The organism is Bacillus sp. EB V-12 (assembly GCF_056158125.1).
This window is the reverse complement of sequence record NZ_JBUXJL010000003.1, coordinates 548637-567132: the sequence shown is the minus strand read 5'-3', so window position 1 is coordinate 567132 and position 18496 is coordinate 548637. Positions and strand designations below refer to the sequence as shown.

16 protein-coding genes and 2 other annotated features are annotated in these 18496 nt (G+C 33.6%); of the genes, 15 read left to right on the top strand and 1 reads right to left on the bottom strand.

Annotation, left to right across the window (positions count from 1 at the left end; all coding sequences use genetic code 11):
* Positions 1-7 precede the first annotated feature (7 nt).
* A complete protein-coding gene (locus ACZDYH_RS14470) occupies positions 8-616 on the bottom strand; it encodes an NUDIX hydrolase (protein WP_049107617.1) in 609 nt (202 codons plus the stop codon).
* Between the two features lie 81 nt (positions 617-697).
* Between ACZDYH_RS14470 and ACZDYH_RS14465 the strand changes: the two genes are divergently transcribed.
* The 15 genes from ACZDYH_RS14465 (at position 698) to ACZDYH_RS14395 (ending at position 18445) form a co-directional block, all read left to right on the top strand.
* A complete protein-coding gene (locus tag ACZDYH_RS14465; RefSeq protein ID WP_000402142.1) occupies positions 698-1336 on the top strand; it encodes a pyridoxamine 5'-phosphate oxidase family protein in 639 nt (212 codons plus the stop codon).
* A 335-nt stretch (positions 1337-1671) separates the two neighbouring features.
* Positions 1672-1903: a binding site (T-box leader), on the top strand.
* Positions 1904-2018: 115 nt separating this feature from the next.
* Positions 2019-2250 (top strand) — a binding site (T-box leader).
* 154 nt (positions 2251-2404) lie between these two features.
* Positions 2405-3700: a homoserine dehydrogenase gene (locus ACZDYH_RS14460; protein ID WP_001066901.1), complete on the top strand. Its 1296-nt coding sequence runs from the start codon at positions 2405-2407 to the stop codon at positions 3698-3700.
* A complete protein-coding gene (thrC, locus tag ACZDYH_RS14455) occupies positions 3693-4751 on the top strand; it encodes a threonine synthase (RefSeq protein WP_000276437.1) in 1059 nt (352 codons plus the stop codon). The genes ACZDYH_RS14460 and thrC overlap by 8 nt, the downstream gene beginning before the upstream one ends.
* Complete coding sequence (gene thrB / locus ACZDYH_RS14450; RefSeq protein WP_000612098.1) at positions 4748-5641, top strand: homoserine kinase; 894 nt, start codon at positions 4748-4750, stop codon at positions 5639-5641. The genes thrC and thrB overlap by 4 nt, the downstream gene beginning before the upstream one ends.
* Before the next feature lie 133 nt (positions 5642-5774).
* Positions 5775-5984: a DUF6366 family protein gene (locus tag ACZDYH_RS14445; protein WP_001031478.1), complete on the top strand. Its 210-nt coding sequence runs from the start codon at positions 5775-5777 to the stop codon at positions 5982-5984.
* Positions 5985-6192: 208 nt separating this feature from the next.
* Positions 6193-8496, top strand: a complete 2304-nt coding sequence (locus ACZDYH_RS14440) for a glycoside hydrolase (RefSeq protein WP_375367201.1) — start codon at positions 6193-6195, stop codon at positions 8494-8496.
* Between the two features lie 320 nt (positions 8497-8816).
* The gene (locus ACZDYH_RS14435) at positions 8817-9818 is read left to right on the top strand and encodes an LCP family protein (RefSeq protein WP_002100920.1); all 1002 of its coding nucleotides are present in this window, start codon (positions 8817-8819) and stop codon (positions 9816-9818) included.
* A 164-nt stretch (positions 9819-9982) separates the two neighbouring features.
* A complete protein-coding gene (locus ACZDYH_RS14430; RefSeq protein WP_109140156.1) occupies positions 9983-11230 on the top strand; it encodes a hypothetical protein in 1248 nt (415 codons plus the stop codon).
* A gap of 12 nt (positions 11231-11242) precedes the next feature.
* Positions 11243-11932, top strand: a complete 690-nt coding sequence (locus ACZDYH_RS14425) for a response regulator transcription factor (RefSeq protein ID WP_000036071.1) — start codon at positions 11243-11245, stop codon at positions 11930-11932.
* A complete protein-coding gene (locus ACZDYH_RS14420; protein WP_000824536.1) occupies positions 11929-13287 on the top strand; it encodes a sensor histidine kinase in 1359 nt (452 codons plus the stop codon). Before ACZDYH_RS14425 ends, ACZDYH_RS14420 begins: the two co-directional genes overlap by 4 nt.
* Positions 13288-13388: 101 nt before the next feature.
* Positions 13389-14210, top strand: coding sequence for a peptidoglycan-N-acetylglucosamine deacetylase (locus tag ACZDYH_RS14415; protein ID WP_000409484.1), 822 nt, complete (start codon positions 13389-13391; stop codon positions 14208-14210).
* Between the two features lie 14 nt (positions 14211-14224).
* A complete protein-coding gene (locus tag ACZDYH_RS14410; RefSeq protein ID WP_000873566.1) occupies positions 14225-14881 on the top strand; it encodes a YkyA family protein in 657 nt (218 codons plus the stop codon).
* A 159-nt stretch (positions 14882-15040) separates the two neighbouring features.
* A complete protein-coding gene (locus ACZDYH_RS14405; RefSeq protein ID WP_000119510.1) occupies positions 15041-15721 on the top strand; it encodes an MgtC/SapB family protein in 681 nt (226 codons plus the stop codon).
* Between the two features lie 96 nt (positions 15722-15817).
* Positions 15818-16339 carry a GNAT family N-acetyltransferase gene (locus tag ACZDYH_RS14400; RefSeq protein WP_136363314.1) on the top strand — a complete coding sequence of 174 codons (522 nt, stop codon included), beginning with the start codon at positions 15818-15820 and terminating at the stop codon, positions 16337-16339.
* 297 nt (positions 16340-16636) lie between these two features.
* Complete coding sequence (locus ACZDYH_RS14395) at positions 16637-18445, top strand: IucA/IucC family protein (protein ID WP_001163356.1); 1809 nt, start codon at positions 16637-16639, stop codon at positions 18443-18445.
* The last annotated feature ends 51 nt before the right edge of the window (positions 18446-18496 follow it).

Sequence of the window (18496 nt, the reverse complement as noted above, 5' to 3'; positions counted from 1 at the left end):
ATTATATTTACAAACTATTATTTTTTAGTAGTTCTTTTCCTTGTGCAACAACAAATTCATAGTATGCAAGATCATACGGATAAATATCTTCAAATGTTATCGTAATCGGTTTATTGTTTAAGACTGAAATTGTTTTTAAAGATGAAATCTCTCCATTTAATAGTTGTAGAAAAGAAGTTGCATGTACTTTCATCACATCGTCTACTTCTTCACCTGGTGCGAATGGAAGTGGATTGATGACATTGTGAAAATACATATGACAAAATTCACGATCAGTAAGATTTGAAATTTCATAGTCTATTTTAAAGATTCCTTTGTATACTAAATCAGTAGTTTGAAAGGAAAGCCCCAATTCTTCTTCGATTTCACGAAGACCACCAATTTGTACATCTTCATCATGCATAATATGTCCAGCTGAAGTAATATCCCATATACATGGAGCTTCTTTTTTATTTTTAGAGCGTAACTGGAAATATAAGAATATATCTTTAGCATCTTTTTCTACAAACCAACAGTGAAATGTTTCGTGCCAATCACCGTCACGATGCACTTCATCGCGTAATTTCTTCCCAAGTGTATTTCTTTCATAATCAAATATTGTTAACCACTCTGTCATTTTAATTCCCCTTTCTGCAAATTTTATTATACAATATTCGTATTGAATTTTGGGAAAATAAAGAAAAAGGGGCGATTATAAGTGGAGATAGAGCGTATGGAAATAAAATCGATTATTTCAACAGAGGAAGAGTTACGAAAAATATTGGGGCAACCAAGTGAGCGAGCATTGAAAAAAGTTATTTCATCATTAGACCACCATTGTGTAGATTTCCTTTCTAAATCTCCTTTTCTAGTATTATCTACTGCAAATAAGTTGGGGGAGTGTGACGCCTCGCCGAGAGGAGACGCACCTGGATTTGTATACGTACTCAATAATAATAAAATTATCATTCCAGAAAGACCAGGAAATCGTCGTATAGACTCCATTTTGAATATTATTTCAAATCCACGTGTAGGACTAATTTTTTTTATTCCAGGTCTTGGGGAGACACTCAGAATAAATGGCCGAGCATATATTACAAACGACGAAGAAATTTTGAAAGAAATGCAGGCGAATGGACGCAATCCGTTACTTGGAATTGTTGTTGAAATAGAAGAGTGTTACATTCATTGTGCAAAAGCGTTTATTCGTTCTAAGATGTGGGAATCAGAATCTTGGTTAAATAAAAAAGAGTTACCTTCAGCAGCAAAAATGTTGCTGGAGCATGCGAAAGTGAATACTTCAGAAGAAGATGTTGCACGTTCTTTAGAAGAAAGTTATACAAAAAGATTGTATTGAAAATTTTATTGATATAGTTTTGTAAGGTGGGTATGTACGGGTTTTAGAATGGGGAATTTATCCCGCATTAACGGGCAGTAAGATTCCTACCTCAAAATTCAGCGAAAACAAAGAAGTTAGGTGGGGATAAACAAAATCCCCACTGATTAAAGTTTCACTTTATATATGAACCGTTGATTTATAAACTGGAGAAATGACAAAATAGGTAAATTGAGTGGCAGTTGCATAATGTTATTGTGAAATATAATAAAAAATTATTTTGAAAATAGTTAGTAAAAATAGGCTTGCTTTTTAAAAAGTTGATAACTATAATAAGTTAACAAATAGACATGAACGAAAAAGTAATGATAAGGACACGAAATCATTTTTACGGTTTACAGAGAGGGAAGTCAAGGGTGTGAGCTTCCTAACACGAGAAATGGTTTTACCACCTTTGAACTTCAATAGTGAACGAGTAATCTAGTAATTATTGGCGGTATCAGCCGTTATCTGAACTTGAGCAATCTAGGAGGAGGTACGTCTAGATTGGAACAAGGGTGGAACCACGAAAACACATTCGTCCCTTTCCTAGGGAAGAATGTGTTTTTTTATAGAATTATAGATTGAAAATTTAAAATAATTAAAAATATTATTGATTTTGTTTTTTATGCGAGTATAATGAGTTAACAAATAAACATGAACGAAAAAAGTAACGATAAGGACACGAAATCATTTTTACGGTTTACAGAGAGGGAAGCCAAGGGTGTGAGCTTCCTAACACGAGAAATGATTTTACCACCTTTGAACTTCAATAGTGAACGAGTAATCTAGTAATTATTGACGGTATCAGCCGTTATCTGAACTTGAGCAATCTAGGAGGAGGTACGTCTAGATTGGAACAAGGGTGGAACCACGAAAACACATTCGTCCCTTTCCTAGGGAAGAGTGTGTTTTTTTATTACTTTGAAAGGAGGTGCGGTAATATGAAACGATTTATAAGTACGGAAATAACCACCACCTGCATGACAAAAAAGCAGAGTAAGGTGATTTATAGATGTAACAATTAAACTTTTAGGAGGAGATTAGAAGATGAATAACGTTATAAATGTTGGGGTATTAGGTTTAGGTACGGTCGGAAGTGGTGTTGTTCATATTTTGAAAGAACATTATAAAAAAATCGCACTTGATACAGGATACGAAGTGAAAGTGAAAACAGTCGTTGTACGTGATTTGGAAAAAGAACGCGATGTTTGTATTGATGGAATTGCAGTAACAAGTCATGCAGATGAAGTTCTAAATGATTCAAATATTGATATTGTAGTAGAGGTAATGGGTGGAATTGAAGAAGCAAAGCAGCATATTGTTAAGGCTTTACGAAATAAAAAGCATGTCGTAACAGCAAATAAAGATTTAATGGCTGTATATGGTGCAGAGCTTCTTCAACTGGCGAACGATAATGATTGTGATTTATGTTACGAAGCGAGTGTAGCGGGCGGTATTCCAGTGTTAAGAGGACTAACTGATGGGCTAGCATCAGATCAAATTGAAAAAATAATGGGAATTGTAAATGGTACAACAAATTATATGTTAACAAAAATGAGTCAAAATGGATGGTCTTATGAAGAGGCTTTACAGGAAGCACAAAAATTAGGCTTTGCAGAATCGGATCCGACAGCAGATGTAGATGGACTAGATGCGGCAAGAAAAGTAGCAATTCTTGCAAACTTAGGTTTTTCGATGAATGTTTCATTAGATGATGTGCAAGTAAGAGGGATTCGAAAGGTCGAAAAAGAAGATTTACAAATGGCTGAAAAGTTAGGATTTACTATGAAGTTAATTGGTAAGGCTGAAAAACAAGGACCAGCCATTCATTTAAGTGTAGAACCGACGCTTTTACCGAGCCAGCATCCATTATCAAATGTGAATAATGAATTTAATGCGGTGTATGTCCATGGCCAAGCGGTAGGAGAAGTAATGTTTTATGGACCCGGAGCTGGGAAGTTACCGACTGGTTCTGCTGTAGTAAGTGATATTATTTCAATCGTTAAAAATATGAATCAAGTTCCGAAAAATAAAAGTGCGTTAAAAGAACCAGTTCCTTATGAATTACAAGGTGATGAAGAAGTAGTTTCGAAATATTTCTTACGTATTTCATTACGAGATGAGCCTGGGATGTTACAAAAAATAACAGAATGTTTTGTTAATTATTCTGTAAGTTTAAAAGAGGTTATTCAATTACCTTTAAACCGTGAACTGGCAGAAGTCGTTGTTGTGACACATCGAACTTCCAAGTATCAATTTGAACGAGTTTTAGAAGCGATAGAAGCTGTCGCAAGTGAAATAAACAGTTACTACATTATTGAGGAGGAAAAACAATATGTATAAAGGACTATTAAAACAGTATGCGTCTTATTTACCAGTGAATGAAAATACACCTGATGTCAGCTTAATGGAAGGAAACACGCCACTTATTCCATTATTAAATATATCAAAACAATTAGGGATTCAGCTATACGGTAAGTACGAAGGAGCGAATCCGACAGGTTCTTTTAAAGATCGTGGTATGGTCATGGCAGTTGCTAAGGCGAAAGAAGAAGGTTCAGAAGCAATCATTTGTGCATCAACAGGTAATACATCAGCATCAGCTGCAGCATATGCGGCACGTCTTGGGATGAAATGTATTATCGTAATACCAGAAGGAAAGATTGCACATGGAAAATTAGCGCAAGCGGTCGCTTATGGAGCTGAAATTATTTCAATAGAAGGGAATTTCGATGATGCACTTAAGGCTGTAAGAAATATTGCTGCAGAAGAGCCGATTACGTTAGTAAATTCAGTGAATCCTTATCGAATTGAAGGGCAAAAAACGGCAGCATTTGAAATTTGTGACCAATTGCAAAATGCACCAGATGTTCTAGCTATCCCTGTTGGGAACGCAGGAAATATTACAGCATATTGGAAAGGTTTCTGTGAATATGAGAAAGAAAAAGGTTATAAGAAGCCAAGAATCCATGGTTTTGAAGCGGAAGGAGCAGCTGCAATTGTAAAAGGGCATGTAATTGAAGAACCTGAAACAATTGCAACAGCGATTCGCATCGGTAACCCAGCAAGTTGGTCGTATGCAGTAGAGGCTGCCGAGCAGTCTCGTGGTGAAATAGATATGGTATCAGATGAAGAAATTTTACATGCGTATAGGTTATTAGCAAAAACTGAAGGAGTTTTCGCTGAACCAGGATCAAATGCTTCATTAGCCGGCGTAATTAAACATGTTGAATCTGGAAAAATCAAAAAGGGAGAAACAGTTGTTGCAGTATTAACTGGAAATGGTTTGAAGGATCCTGATATCGCTATTTCTTCAAATCAACTAGACATCGCAAATGTGTCAAATGATATAGAACAAATTAAAGATCATATTAAAGGGGTGATTATGTCGTGATACCATTTAGCGTTCGTGTCCCTGCTAGTACGGCGAATGTTGGTCCTGGATTTGATTCAGTTGGAATAGCTTTGTCATTGTATTTAGATGTGGTGGTTAAAGAAAAAGCTGATAAATGGCAAGTAATCCATTCCTTTGAAGAATCAATTCCAGCAGACGATAAAAATTTAATCGTTAGCACGGCATGTAAAGTATGTCCTTCTATATCACCCCATATAATAGAAGTTACTAGTAATATCCCATTAACGAGAGGGCTAGGAAGTAGTGCATCAGCGATTGTAGCTGGGATAGAGCTTGCGAATCAACTAGGCAATTTGAACTTAACTGCTGATCAAAAAGTTCAAATTGCTACAAATTTTGAAGGACATCCTGATAATGTTGCTGCTTCTATATTAGGTGGAACTGTAATTGGAGCACTTGATGGAAAGGATGTTTCCGTCGTAAGAATTGAGAGCAAGGAATTAGGTGTAGTTTCTCTCATTCCGAATGAAGAATTAAATACAGATGAAAGTCGATCTGTATTACCAAAGATGTTTCCGTTTCATGAGGCAGTTAAAGCGAGTGCGATAAGTAACGTATTAGTAGCTGCATTATGTCAAAAGCGGTGGGAAGTTGTAGGTGAAATGATGGAGAGAGACCATTTTCACGAGCCATATCGTTTAGAACTCGTACCGTTATTACCATCTATTCGTAAATGCGCAAAAGAATTTGGTGCGTACGGCACAGCACTTAGCGGTGCGGGACCATCTATTTTTATATTAGCACCATATGAGAAACGTCAAGAAATCGCTGGGCAGTTAGCGAGAGTATTTACAGATATGAAAGTATGTGAGCTTGAAATCGACCATAAAGGTATTATTGTAAATAAGGAAGAGCATATTGGATCGTAAAGAAAGCTGGCATGGCTAGCTTTCTTTACGTTGCAAACCTATTTTAAATTAGGTTTTTTCGGAAGAAAATATAAAACAAATGTTGATTTTGAATAATGTAAGTAAAGAGTGCATTCATTTTGGAGGTGATTACATGAATAAAGAGTCACCAGAAGAAAAAAGAGAGCGTATGAGACAAAGTGAATTAAAAAGTAATCCTACGGGTTCTTTACATGACGGACTCAATAGAGCGGAAACAGGTAGTCCAGTTGATATAGCAGGCGGTATGAATTGGAAAGGCACAGGAATAATCATTTTAGTACTATTTTTAGGATACATTGTATACACTTATTTTTTCAGTTGAAGAATGCTTGTTAAAATTTTGATTTGTTTAGTTTCATAATTATTGAGAAAAAAACGCAGTTACTGTATTACATATCTTCTAAGCAAGTTATAGTTGTTCATATCAACTTTTAATACTCCAAATAGAGCTAGCAAAATGCTAGCTCTATTATTTTTTGCCACATTCCTGTAACAAAGCACCTGTATATTCATTGGTGGAGGTGCAGAGGATGAAAAAAATGATAGCGATATGTCTTCTTACAACTATGTCGTTTTCGACTTTAGTCGGTTGTGACGTAAAAGGTAGTAATGCTGTACAAGAGTCTAAAATAAAGAAAGCGACGTATAAAGATTTTACTTATGATGTAAATCCAGAAACATTCACATTAACTGTAGAACATGAGGGGGTAAAGGAACAGGCATCACAACCCCTACCGAAAATGAAGGTATCGAATGTAAAAAAAGAAAAGGATCGTACATCGTGGGAATATCCAGATCAAAAAGTAAAAATAAAATTAGAAAAGAAAAAAGACCACTTAAACATTGAAGTGGAATCGACTGGTGCAGAAAGCTTTACATGGCCGAAAGTAGAAGCTGAAAATTATACACTTCCGTTATGGGAGGGTAAGCAAATTCCGAGCAATGATGAGAATTGGAAGAAGTTTTTAAAGGATGATGCATATTCATTTGCTGAATCATTTTCTATGAAGTTTTTCGCATTAAATGGTTCGAAATATTCAATTGTATATATTGCAAAGAATATGTTTAATAATGAATTGAAATTTCATTCGGATCCGAAAATAGGATTTGATTTTACACATGAATTTCCGAGCATAAATAAAAATAAAACATATGGATTTCAATTATATGTGACAAATAATGATGCGGTAAGCATTACTAAACTGTATAAGGATGATATTGTTCAAAAAGGTGAATTTAAAACATTACAAGAAAAGGCTAGAAAAAATAAAGAAATCGAAAAGTTATATGGAGCGGCGCATTTTTATTTTTGGAATCAAAATGGTTTATCAGAAAGTAATATAAATTGGTCAAAACTAAGAGAGCAAATAAATAGCCCGCTGTTTAGTCATATAAAAGAACTTATTCAAAAGAATAGTTCAGAGCCTGGGGAACTGAATGTATTAGATCAAGTAAGTAAACAAGATTTTATTGATAAGTATCAAAAAAATGTTATTTTACGTTATATAAACGAAGTGTTATCTATGAAGGAATTTTATAAAGAGGATATTTTTCAAAACGTTAATCAGGAAGCTAGTGTGCTATTAAAGAAAGGTGTAGGTCACTTAACGAATACAGAATTGTATAGCTTAAATAAGCATTTATTAAAGTCGCTACTTGGTGATGCGGTTGAAGAGGTAAGTAAATGGGGTAATGCAGATGGAACGGACATACTAAAGGAAATGAAAGAGGCAGGAATAGAAAAAGCGTGGATTGGTCTGCCGAACTGGGAACAAGGATTTATGCAACCTAATTTCGTGACAAAAGCGAAGGAAATGGGGTATTTAGTTGGTCCGTATGATTCATATCATTCCATTCACGAAAAAAGTGATAAAAATTGGAACACAGCATCCTTTAATGACCCATCATTATATGAAGAGGCTACTGTAACGAAGAAAAACGGAGAAAAGGTGCAAGGCTTTTTAGGCAGAGGTCGCAAGTTAAACCCGACTTTATCGCTGCCTAGTGTAAAGGAACGCATGAATGATATATTACAAAATGGTCCTAAATATAATTCATGGTTTATTGATTGTGATGCGACAGGTGAAATTTACGATGACTATTCAGCGAAACATATAACGACACAAGAGCAAGATTTAAAAGCACGTTTAAAACGAATGGACTACATTGCGCAAGAAAAGGGTATGGTCGTTGGTTCTGAAGGTGGAAATGATTTTGCTAGTAGTACGATTGCATTTGCACACGGAATTGAAACACCTGTTATTAAATGGGACGATGAAGATATGCGGAAAAATAAAACAAGTCCGTATTATGTCGGTGGATATTGGTCACCAAATCAAAATGTGCCTGAAAAATATGCAAAACAAGTACCATTGAAAGAAGAATATAAACAAGTGTATTTAAACCCAGTATATTCGGTACCATTATATAAATTAGTATACAATGATTCCGTTATTACAACGCACCATTGGGAATGGGGAAGTTTAAAGGTAAAAGATGAAGTTGGAAATCGAATGCTGTCTGAATTATTGTATAATGTTCCTCCGTTGTACCATTTAGATGAAGTAGAGTGGAATAAACATAAAAAAGAAATTACAGAGCATCTAAAAGTTTGGAATGAAGTTCATGAAAAAGCAGTAAAAGAAGAGATGACGAATTTTGCGTATTTGTCAGAAGATAAGCTAGTACAATCTGTTTCTTATGGAAAAAATATTAAAATCATTGTGAACTTCTCAAATGAAGACATGGAAGTAGAAAAAACGAAAATAAAAGCAAAGTCGGCTTACATTGATAATCAGGGGAAGAAAAGCGTGTATACGCCGTTTGAGAAATAATAACGTCAAATATACTGTATTCATAGAGATTTTATAATTAGCTGGATTCTTTATTCATATCGTTTGTTAAGAAAAAGACATTCTAATTTAAAATGAAAGAGTTAATAAATTTGTAAATTCATATGTTGCGAAGTGCTAAATTTTTGAAATTGGTAAATAGTGACTTGCCAAAAATAAGTACGAGAGTATAATGTGAAATGGAATACGTATTGGGTTTAAGTAGTAACCTTACAAAATTGTAAGGTTAGTGAAAGGAAATTCAATATGAAGATAAATAGACTTACATTATACTTGGTAAAGAGAAAGAGAGGCGAATGGGTATGAGCTCTGAATTAGAACAAAATACGAGAAGTAATAAAAAGCGTTCTAAAAGAAAGTCAATGAAATGGTTCATATTAATTCCATTTTTCCTACTTATTTTTGGAGGAGTAGGATATGGTTCGTTTATATATAATAAAGCAAAAGCTGTTGTAAATGATGCGTATGCAAAAATTGATAAGTCATCAAAGCGTGATAAAGAAGTTGAACCTTTAAAGGATAATATTTCAATATTAATCATGGGTGTAGATGGAAGTGAAATGAGAAAAAGCCAATATGGCGAAGCAGTTCGAACAGATGCACTTTTATTAGCAACAATTAATAAAGATGATAAGTCTGTTAAGCTAGTAAGTATCCCACGTGATTCACGTGTTTACATTCCAACTAGAAAAAAATTAGATAAAATTACTCATGCTCACGTATTTGGTGGCGTAGAAAGTACACGCGATACGGTGGAAAGATTTTTAAATGTACCTGTTGATTATTATGTGAAGTTTAACTTTGAATCATTCGTACAAATTGTCGATTCAATTGGTGGTATTGATATTGATGTCCCAGTTACTTTCACTGAACAAGATAGTAAAGACCAGGCTGGTATGATCCATTTAGAAAAAGGTTACCAACATTTAAATGGAGAACAAGCACTTGCACTTGCAAGAACGCGTAAAATTGATAGTGACGCAATGCGTGGACAGAGACAGCAACTTGTAATAGAAGCAATTGCTAAAAAAGCGATGTCTGTTCAATCAATTAGCAAAATGGGCTCTTTACTGGATGCGGTTGATAAAAATATGAAAACGAACTTAACATTTGACGATATGCTGGCCATTACAAAAAATATGGCAGGATCTAATTTGGAAATGGAAAAAATGCAAATAGAAGGTACAGATAAACGTATCGGTGGTATTTATTATTACATTCCAAATGAAAAAAATGTAAAAGATATTTCAAAAAAATTAAATGATCATTTAGGTGTAACGCCAAAATCAGTCCGAAACGAATAATAAAAAAAGATTGGCTTTTGCCAATCTTTTTTTTTGGAATGTATTTGTAACTTTTCTGTAACGATTTTTTAGTTTAGAAAAATTATACTCATATGTATGAGTATAATGGATAGGTAAAAAAGTAAAAGGACATATTCAAAATTTGTGGTAAGGAAAGATATCATATGCAGAAATGGTTAAGCATGATGGGAATTATCTTTATATTGACTGGATGTAAAATGTCTGAAGCTCCAACAAGTCTAATGGAAGCTCCTACAAATGAAAAATGGATTAATGAATTAAAGGAACAAATTGATAAAGATTTACCTGTTAATTATCGCTTACTTACTCCAATGTCTAACAAAGATAAACAGATGATTTGGTCAATGAATTTTAAACAAGATAATAAGAAAGAAGCCATCTTATTTTATAAATTGCCGAATGAAGATCATAGCGTATATTTAGCCGTATATGAAGAAATCGGAAATGGCTGGAGAATAAAGTCCACACATAAATTTGATGGTGGAGATGTAGATATCGTTGAAGTCGGTGATTTTACAGGGAACGGGAAGAGAGAGTTGTTAATCGGAATCTCTGTAAATCGTGAATCGTTAGAACATGTTATGTATGTTTTTTCGGAAGAAAATGAAGAGATGAAGGAAATATATAATCGAAGTTATACGAAGTTATTCATAGAGGATCTAAATGAAAATGGACTGAAAGATATAAGCCTTGTTACATTTGAAAAAGATGAGAAGCTGACAGTTGAGTTCATGGAACAATTTAAGACTTTATCTGAAGTGTCATACGATCCATTTATAAATAGTATTCAAAGAATACAAATGGGCCGTATTTCTAAATCATTAAAGGCAGTTGTAATCGATGCGGGAACAGGGGCTCATTCAGGTATAACTTATGTAGCAAAATTTGATCAGGATCATTATGAAGTATTACCTATAGGTGGGAAAGAAGATTTATTTAATGAATATGTTGTAGAAAGTAAAGATGTTAATGAAGACGGCATTATTGAATTTGTTCGTACTGTACGTCCAAAAGGTTGGGAGGATAAATCACATGGTGATAGTCCGCTTTTTGAACGTTACATACAGTGGAGTGAATCTGGAATTAAACCAATTGAAGAACGATATATAGATATAGAAAAAGGGTATTATGTGAAAATTCCTAAAGAGTTAATAGGGAAAATTACAATACCAGATCAGCAAAAAGAATCAAATTCTCAAAAGTTTTTGGATACAAGAACAAATAAAATATGGCTTGAAGTTCATATTTTTAAGCGGAAAGAATGGTTCAATATAAAAGGCTACAGCGCAGCAATTAAAACGGCTTCTCACGTATATGCAGTACCGAAGCAATCGGAATTTGAAAAAGTGAAAGCATATATAAAACCGCTAGCGGATTATCAACAAGAGTAGGAGGTGGGAATTATGTCAAAAATTTTAGTTTTAGAAGATGAATTAACGATCCGTAGCTTTATTGTTTTAAATTTAAAACGTGCTGGATTTTATGTAATAGAAGCTACTACTGGAGAAGAAGCGTTACAGATTTTGAGTGAACAAACTGTTGATATAGCATTGCTGGATGTAATGTTACCGGGGATTGATGGTTTAGAAGTTTGTAAGGCTATCAGGAAAGAAAATAAAAAAATGGGTATTATTATGTTAACCGCACGTGTACAAGATGAAGATAAGGTGCAAGGACTAGGAATAGGTGCAGATGATTATATTGCAAAACCGTTTAGTCCAGTAGTATTAACTGCACGTATACAGTCTTTATTAAGAAGAATAGAAGTACATGAAGAAAAAACGAATATTGTTACGTCAGGTCCATTTTCGTTAAATATTATAGAAGAAAGATTGTATAAAGATGGACAATTAGTCGATTTAACACCTACAGAGTATATGATATTACAGTATTTAATGAATCAGGCTTCAAAGCCAGTTTCGCGTGATGAAATTTTAAATATGATTTGGGGAACCAATTACGTAGGTGAGACGAAAGTAGTAGATGTAAATATGAGACGGTTACGTCAAAAGATAGAATGTAATCCATCAGAACCTGAATTTATTCTTACGGTGTGGGGAAAAGGATATGTGTGGAAGGAAAGTATGAGATGAAACGGAAAGTGACTTTATATTTTATGACGGTCATTACACTTATGCTTGTATTATTTGAAGTTGTATTTTCAGTCTCAATTTATCGATACTATTATAATGGTATTGTGCAATATATAGAGTCTCATGCGAAAACGAGTACACGTTTTTTTTCAGAATACAATTCACTATACTTTATTCGATTACAAGAATATAGTGGTGACATAATTAGTAGCTTTCAATTAGAAGGAACAGAATTACAGTTAATTGATCGTCACGGCTCGGTTATACAATCTTCAAGTGGTGAAAAGGTAAAAGGTAAAGTGAATATTCCACAATCATTATTAGAAGGTGAAATGTATAATCAAGTTACTACGAAAGGTAATAAAAAACAACTAGAGGTGCTAAGCCCACTTATACATCAAGGACAAACTATTGGTGTTTTAAAATATACGACTGTTTTAACAAATGTAAATAAAAAGATTATTGAAATTATTACGTTTACTATTTCTGTAGGTATTGTTATTTCGGGAGTCGCCTTTTTAATTAGTAGACGTTTGGCAAATTCATTTGTTGAGCCAATTGAATCTATTATTCAAGCCTCTTCACAAATTGCAGAAGGCACATTAAAGCAAAAAATTAAAGAAGATTATCCTGGAGAATTAGGTGAATTGGCACATAGTTTAAATTATATGGCCTATAAAATAGATAAGGCTGAGCAGATGAAAAATGAATTCATTGCTTCTATTTCGCACGAAATACGAACGCCTTTAACAGGAATTAAAGGTTGGAGTGAGACGTTAAAAACAGTAGATCATTTAACAGAAGAAGAAATAAAGCAAGGTATGGGCATTATTTCAGGTGAGACAGATAGATTAATTCATTTAGTAGAAGAATTGCTAGATTTTTCAAGATTACAATCAAATCATTTTAATTTATATAAACAAAAGGTGCAGTTGTACGATATACTAGAGGAGACGATTTGGCAATTAACTCCTAAATCGGAAGAGAAGGAAATTCAATTTATTACTACTATAGACCGAATTGAATTGATGGGAGATCGAAATAGGTTAAAGCAAGTTTTCTTGAATATTGTTCAAAATGCAATTAAGTATTCACATAAAAAAAGTACAATACACATTGAAGCGACTAAAATAGAAGGACAAGCAGTGATTAAGGTAAGAGACGAAGGGATTGGAATTGCTAAAGAACATTTACCATATATTGAGCAATCATTTTACCAAATTAATAATCATGCTGCAGGTGCAGGTATTGGTTTAGCTATCGTTAAAAAAATGGTAGAGCTTCATGGCGGTGTGCTTAGTGTTACAAGCAAAGAAGGAATAGGAACAACAATTTTGATAAAACTCCCATTATAATACAAATAAAATCTATTTATATGGTGAAATAAAAATAAATAGATGTATAATTATATTGGGCGATTTATATATAAGATTAATAGGGAGAGGAATTCGATAGAATGGAAAAAGCTTTAAAAATTAAACAAATAGTAGTCGTTTTAATAGCGATTGCCGCAGTAGCTATTGGGTATTACATGTTTCAATCAATTACTTCACCAGCAAAAGCTGTTGCGAAACAAGAAAATGTAGTGCAGCTTGCAAGTGAACAGCCGAAAGTTGAAATGAATAAAACGGCACCAAGTCGTTTTAATGGAAAAGAAAGAAAAGTTGCTTATCTTACATTTGACGATGGGCCAGGGAAATATACGGCTGAATTATTAAATACGCTAAAACAACATGATGCGAAGGCGACGTTCTTTTTAATTGGAGCGAATGTAAAAGAATTTCCTGATTTAGTGAAACGTGAAAATGCTGAGGGTCATTATGTAGGCATGCATAGTATGACACATAATTTCGCAAAGTTATATAAAAATGGCGAGTATGTAAATGAGATGAAAGAAGATCAAGGTTTAATCGCTAATATTATTGGGAAATCACCTAAATTAACACGTCCTCCATATGGTTCGATGCCTGGATTGAATGAAGGTCTTCGAAATAAAGTGGTAGAAGGCGGATTTAAAGTATGGGATTGGACAATTGATTCATTAGATTGGAGATACAATAAAATGCCAGTTGATGCAGCTGCAGCACAAATTGCTCAAAACGTATTAACAAACGCAACAAAACCACAAGAAGTAATTTTAATGCATGATATTCACCCGCAATCAGTTGCTGCTGTGCCAGCAATTTTAAAGGGGCTAAAAGAAAAAGGTTATGAGTTTGAAGCTTATCATGAAGAGAGTCACTTCCCAGTGAACTTCTGGCATGATAACCGTATGTAATGGAGGAATGAACGTTGAAGTATGGAAAAGTAGCAGTAGTTGGAGCATTATCAGTAGGACTTTTAACAGGTTGTTTCGGTGAAAAGCCAGAAGAAAATCTATATACAGCTTTTGAAACAGCAGCAACACAAGAAAAATCTTTAGTGGATGAAGCAAAAAAATTAGAGCAGTTAGAGAAACAAGGGCAAGAATTATATGCTCAAATTTTGCAAGAAGGTAAAGATCATAATGAAGCAGTTGTGAAGAAAATAGAGCAAGCTACTGCAAATGTAGATGATCGTGAAAAAGTATTGAAAAGTGAGAAAGAAATGCTAGAAAAAGCACAGAAGGAAACGAAATCTGTTCAAAGTAATATAGAGAAGATTGAAGATAAGAAGTTACAAAAACAAGCAAAAGCAGTAGAAGAGTCGTATAAGAATCGTTATGATGCATTCCAAAAGATGAATGAAAATTACACGAAAGTGTTAGCAACTGAAAAAGAACTGTATGAAAAATTAAAAGTAAAAGAAACGAAATTAAAAGAAATCGGTGAAAAAGTTAAAACTGTTAATGAATTAAATGTGGAAGCACAAAAGTCGAAAGAGCAGTTTAACAAATTTACAAAAGAGTATAATGACAGTAAATTAGCATTCTACAAAGGTGCAGAAATTAAGATTAAAGATCAGAAATAAAGAAGAATCTAAAGTGTAATAAAAAGCCGGAGAAACATCGTTATAAATGTTTTTTCGGTTTTTTACGTTAAATGAATAGAAAAGACTGGAATTGATATCATAAAAGAGTTATAGTGAGTTATTCTAAGGGAAACATTGTAAAGTAAGGAGAATAGGAATATGTCATATGAATTTTTACTCAAATTAGGTTTAGCACTCTTTTTAGGATTATTCATCGGGATAGATAGGCAGCTAAAGAATAAACCACTTGGTGTGAAAACAAGTATGGTTATTTCTGTAGCAAGTTGTTTAATTACGATGGTTTCAATTGAATCTGTGCATGTATATTCTGTTCCAGGACATACAAATATGGATCCGATGCGACTGGCCGCTCAAATTGTTAGTGGAATTGGTTTTCTTGGCGCAGGTGTCATTTTACGAAGAAGTAATGACGTTATTTCTGGATTAACAACAGCTTCTATGGTGTGGGCTGCTTCAGCTTTAGGAATCGCAATTGGTGCGGGATTTTATTTACAAGCGACAGTTGCTATGGTTTTAATTATTTTAGCGATTAATGTACTTCCGCAACTTGTGAAAATTGCAGGACCGTATTCATTAAGACAAAAGGATTTATCTATAAAAATTACTGTTAAAGAGCATCATGAGTTAGATGGTATATTTAAGCAAATTAAAAATTTAGGCATGCATGTGAAACGCGTGAAAATTAAAGATATAGATAGTGGAGCATTTCAGCAACTAGAGATGGTTATTTTAGCTCCAGAAGATTTATATACAACAGAATTATATAGTTCCCTGAAAGAGATTGATCGAGTAGTTTCAGTTGAAGTGGAAAGTAGATAATTGTGATAAAAAAGAGTGAAGTGAATTCACTCTTTTTTATTTGGATTTTGAAGGAATGAAATTGATATAATGATGAGTAATAAAGGGGGAGAAATGATGGGAATACATATTAGAAGAGCAATAAAGGATGATATACAAGGTATAGCAAAGGTGCATGTCGATAGTTGGAAAGCAACGTATAAAGGGATATTTGCTGACGAAATTCTAGATAATATAGCATATGAGAAACGAGAAAAACAATGGGAAGATATTTTTCAAAAAGAAGGTAATCATCAATTTAGATTTGTAGCAGAGAATTTAAATGGAGAAATAGTTGGATTCATCGATGGGGGGATAGAAAGAACTGATACATATAATTGTGATGGAGAATTATATGCAATCTACCTTTTACAAGAGTATCAAGGAATGAAAATAGGACAAAAGTTATTTCAAGCGTTACTATCAGAATGTGTAAAGAATGATATGCAATCACTTTTAGTTTGGGTTGTTACGAATAATCCTTCTAAAAAGTTTTATGAAAAATTTAACCCGGAAAAAATTGATACAAAATTTTTAGAGCGATTACAGGTAGAAGAGACAGCATATTGCTGGAGAGATATAAATAATATTATTATGTAAATTTTATGTTTGAAAGAGGTATACCAATTAAGGTATACCTCTTTTGTTTAAACATTTTGGATAGATTACTAATGAAAAATAGTAAGTATGTAGTTTGAAACTGAGTATTTTTTTGTGTATTTTTAACTAGATTAAAGAAAAGAGGGAAAACAATAAAAATTAAAGCAGATAAAAAAATTCTGAAATATACTCTTGAATTGAATATCATTATCAATTAGAATCAGAATTGATAACGATATTCAATTATCGTTTATTATATAAAATTTCGATAGCTTTAATATAAAGAGGAGGACCAACATGCAGCATGCGAAACAAATCGCAGAACATGCAACATTACAAAGCTTTTTAAACTGTTATTTAAGAGAAACAGGGAGTGGAGAATGGATTACAGAGGATGAAAGAATGAAAAGTATCTTCAGTAATACGTTGAATAGAGATACAGTCCCCACATATTTATGTTGTCGGCTATCGGCACAGAACGTTACTTTGTATGGAGAAGTTATATATAAATCATCAACAGATCGCCATTTGTTTGGAGAACAATTTTATTATCAAATTGGAGATAGTAATTCCGTTATTACAGCAGATTACGTTACAGTTATTACATTTTTAATAAAAGAGATGTCGATCAACTACGGAGAAGGAACGAATCCTGCGGAACTTATGCTTCGAGTTATCCGTAGTTGTCAAAATATTGAGGAATTTACAAAAGAGAGAATAGAAGATACATCCGCATTATACGGTTTCCATACAACTTTTATAGAAGCGGAGCAGTCTTTATTATTTGGGCATTTAACTCATCCTACACCAAAGAGTAGACAGGGGATATTGGATTGGAAAAGTGCAATGTATTCTCCAGAATTAAAAGGGGAATGTCAGCTTCATTATTTTCGAGCACATAAAAGTATAGTAAATGAAAAATCATTATTATCAGATTCTACAACAACGATTATAAAAGAAGAATTAAGTAATGATGAGATGGTTAGTAAGGAATTTATAGCGAAGTACTGTAAGGAAGATCAATATGCATTAATTCCAATTCATCCGCTTCAGGCAGAATGGCTCTTGCATCAAGCTTACGTACAAGATTGGATAATTCAAGAATTGCTTGAGTATATTGGTCCTGTAGGTAAGTATTATATGGCAACATCATCACTAAGGACGCTATATCATCCCAATTCGAAGTATATGCTTAAGTTTTCATTTCCGGTGAAAGTAACGAATTCAATGCGTATTAATAAACTGAAAGAACTTGAGAGTGGTCTTGAAGGGAAGGAAATGTTAAATACGGCTATTGGTGAAGTACGAGAAAGATTTCCAGGATTTGATTTTATTTGTGATCCAGCCTTTATTACATTAAATTATGGAACACAAGAATCTGGATTTGAAGTGATTATTCGTGAGAATCCTTTTTATAGTGAACATGCAAACGACGCAACATTAATTGCTGGGCTAGTTCAAGACGCTATACCTGGGGAGCGTACGCGGTTATCGAATATTATTCATCGCCTAGCAGATTTAGAAAGTAAAAGCTGTGAAGAAGTAAGCTTAGAGTGGTTTAGACGATATATGAATATTTCTTTAAAGCCAATGGTATGGATGTATTTACAGTATGGTGTTGCATTAGAAGCTCATCAGCAAAATAGCGTTGTTCAGCTAAAAGATGGTTATCCGGTCAAATATTATTTCCGTGATAATCAAGGATTTTATTTCTGTAATTCAATGAAAGAGATGCTTAATAATGAATTAGCTGGTATTGGAGAACGTACTGGAAATTTATATGACGACTATATTGTGGATGAGAGATTTCGTTACTACTTAATTTTCAATCATATGTTTGGCCTCATTAATGGTTTTGGCACAGCAGGATTAATTAAGGAGGAAATTCTTCTCTCGGAATTAAGGTCTGTACTTGAATCATTTCTTCCATATAACCGGGAACCTTCTACATTTTTAAGAGAATTATTGGACGAAGATAAGTTAGCGTGTAAAGCAAATTTACTAACGAGATTTTTCGATGTCGATGAGTTAAGTAATCCATTGGAGCAAGCTATTTATGTGCAAGTACATAATCCACTCGTTAGAGAAGTGGCTGTTCGGTCATAAATAACGTTAAAATTTCACGTAATACAAATAATGGTATTTTGTCATAAGGTG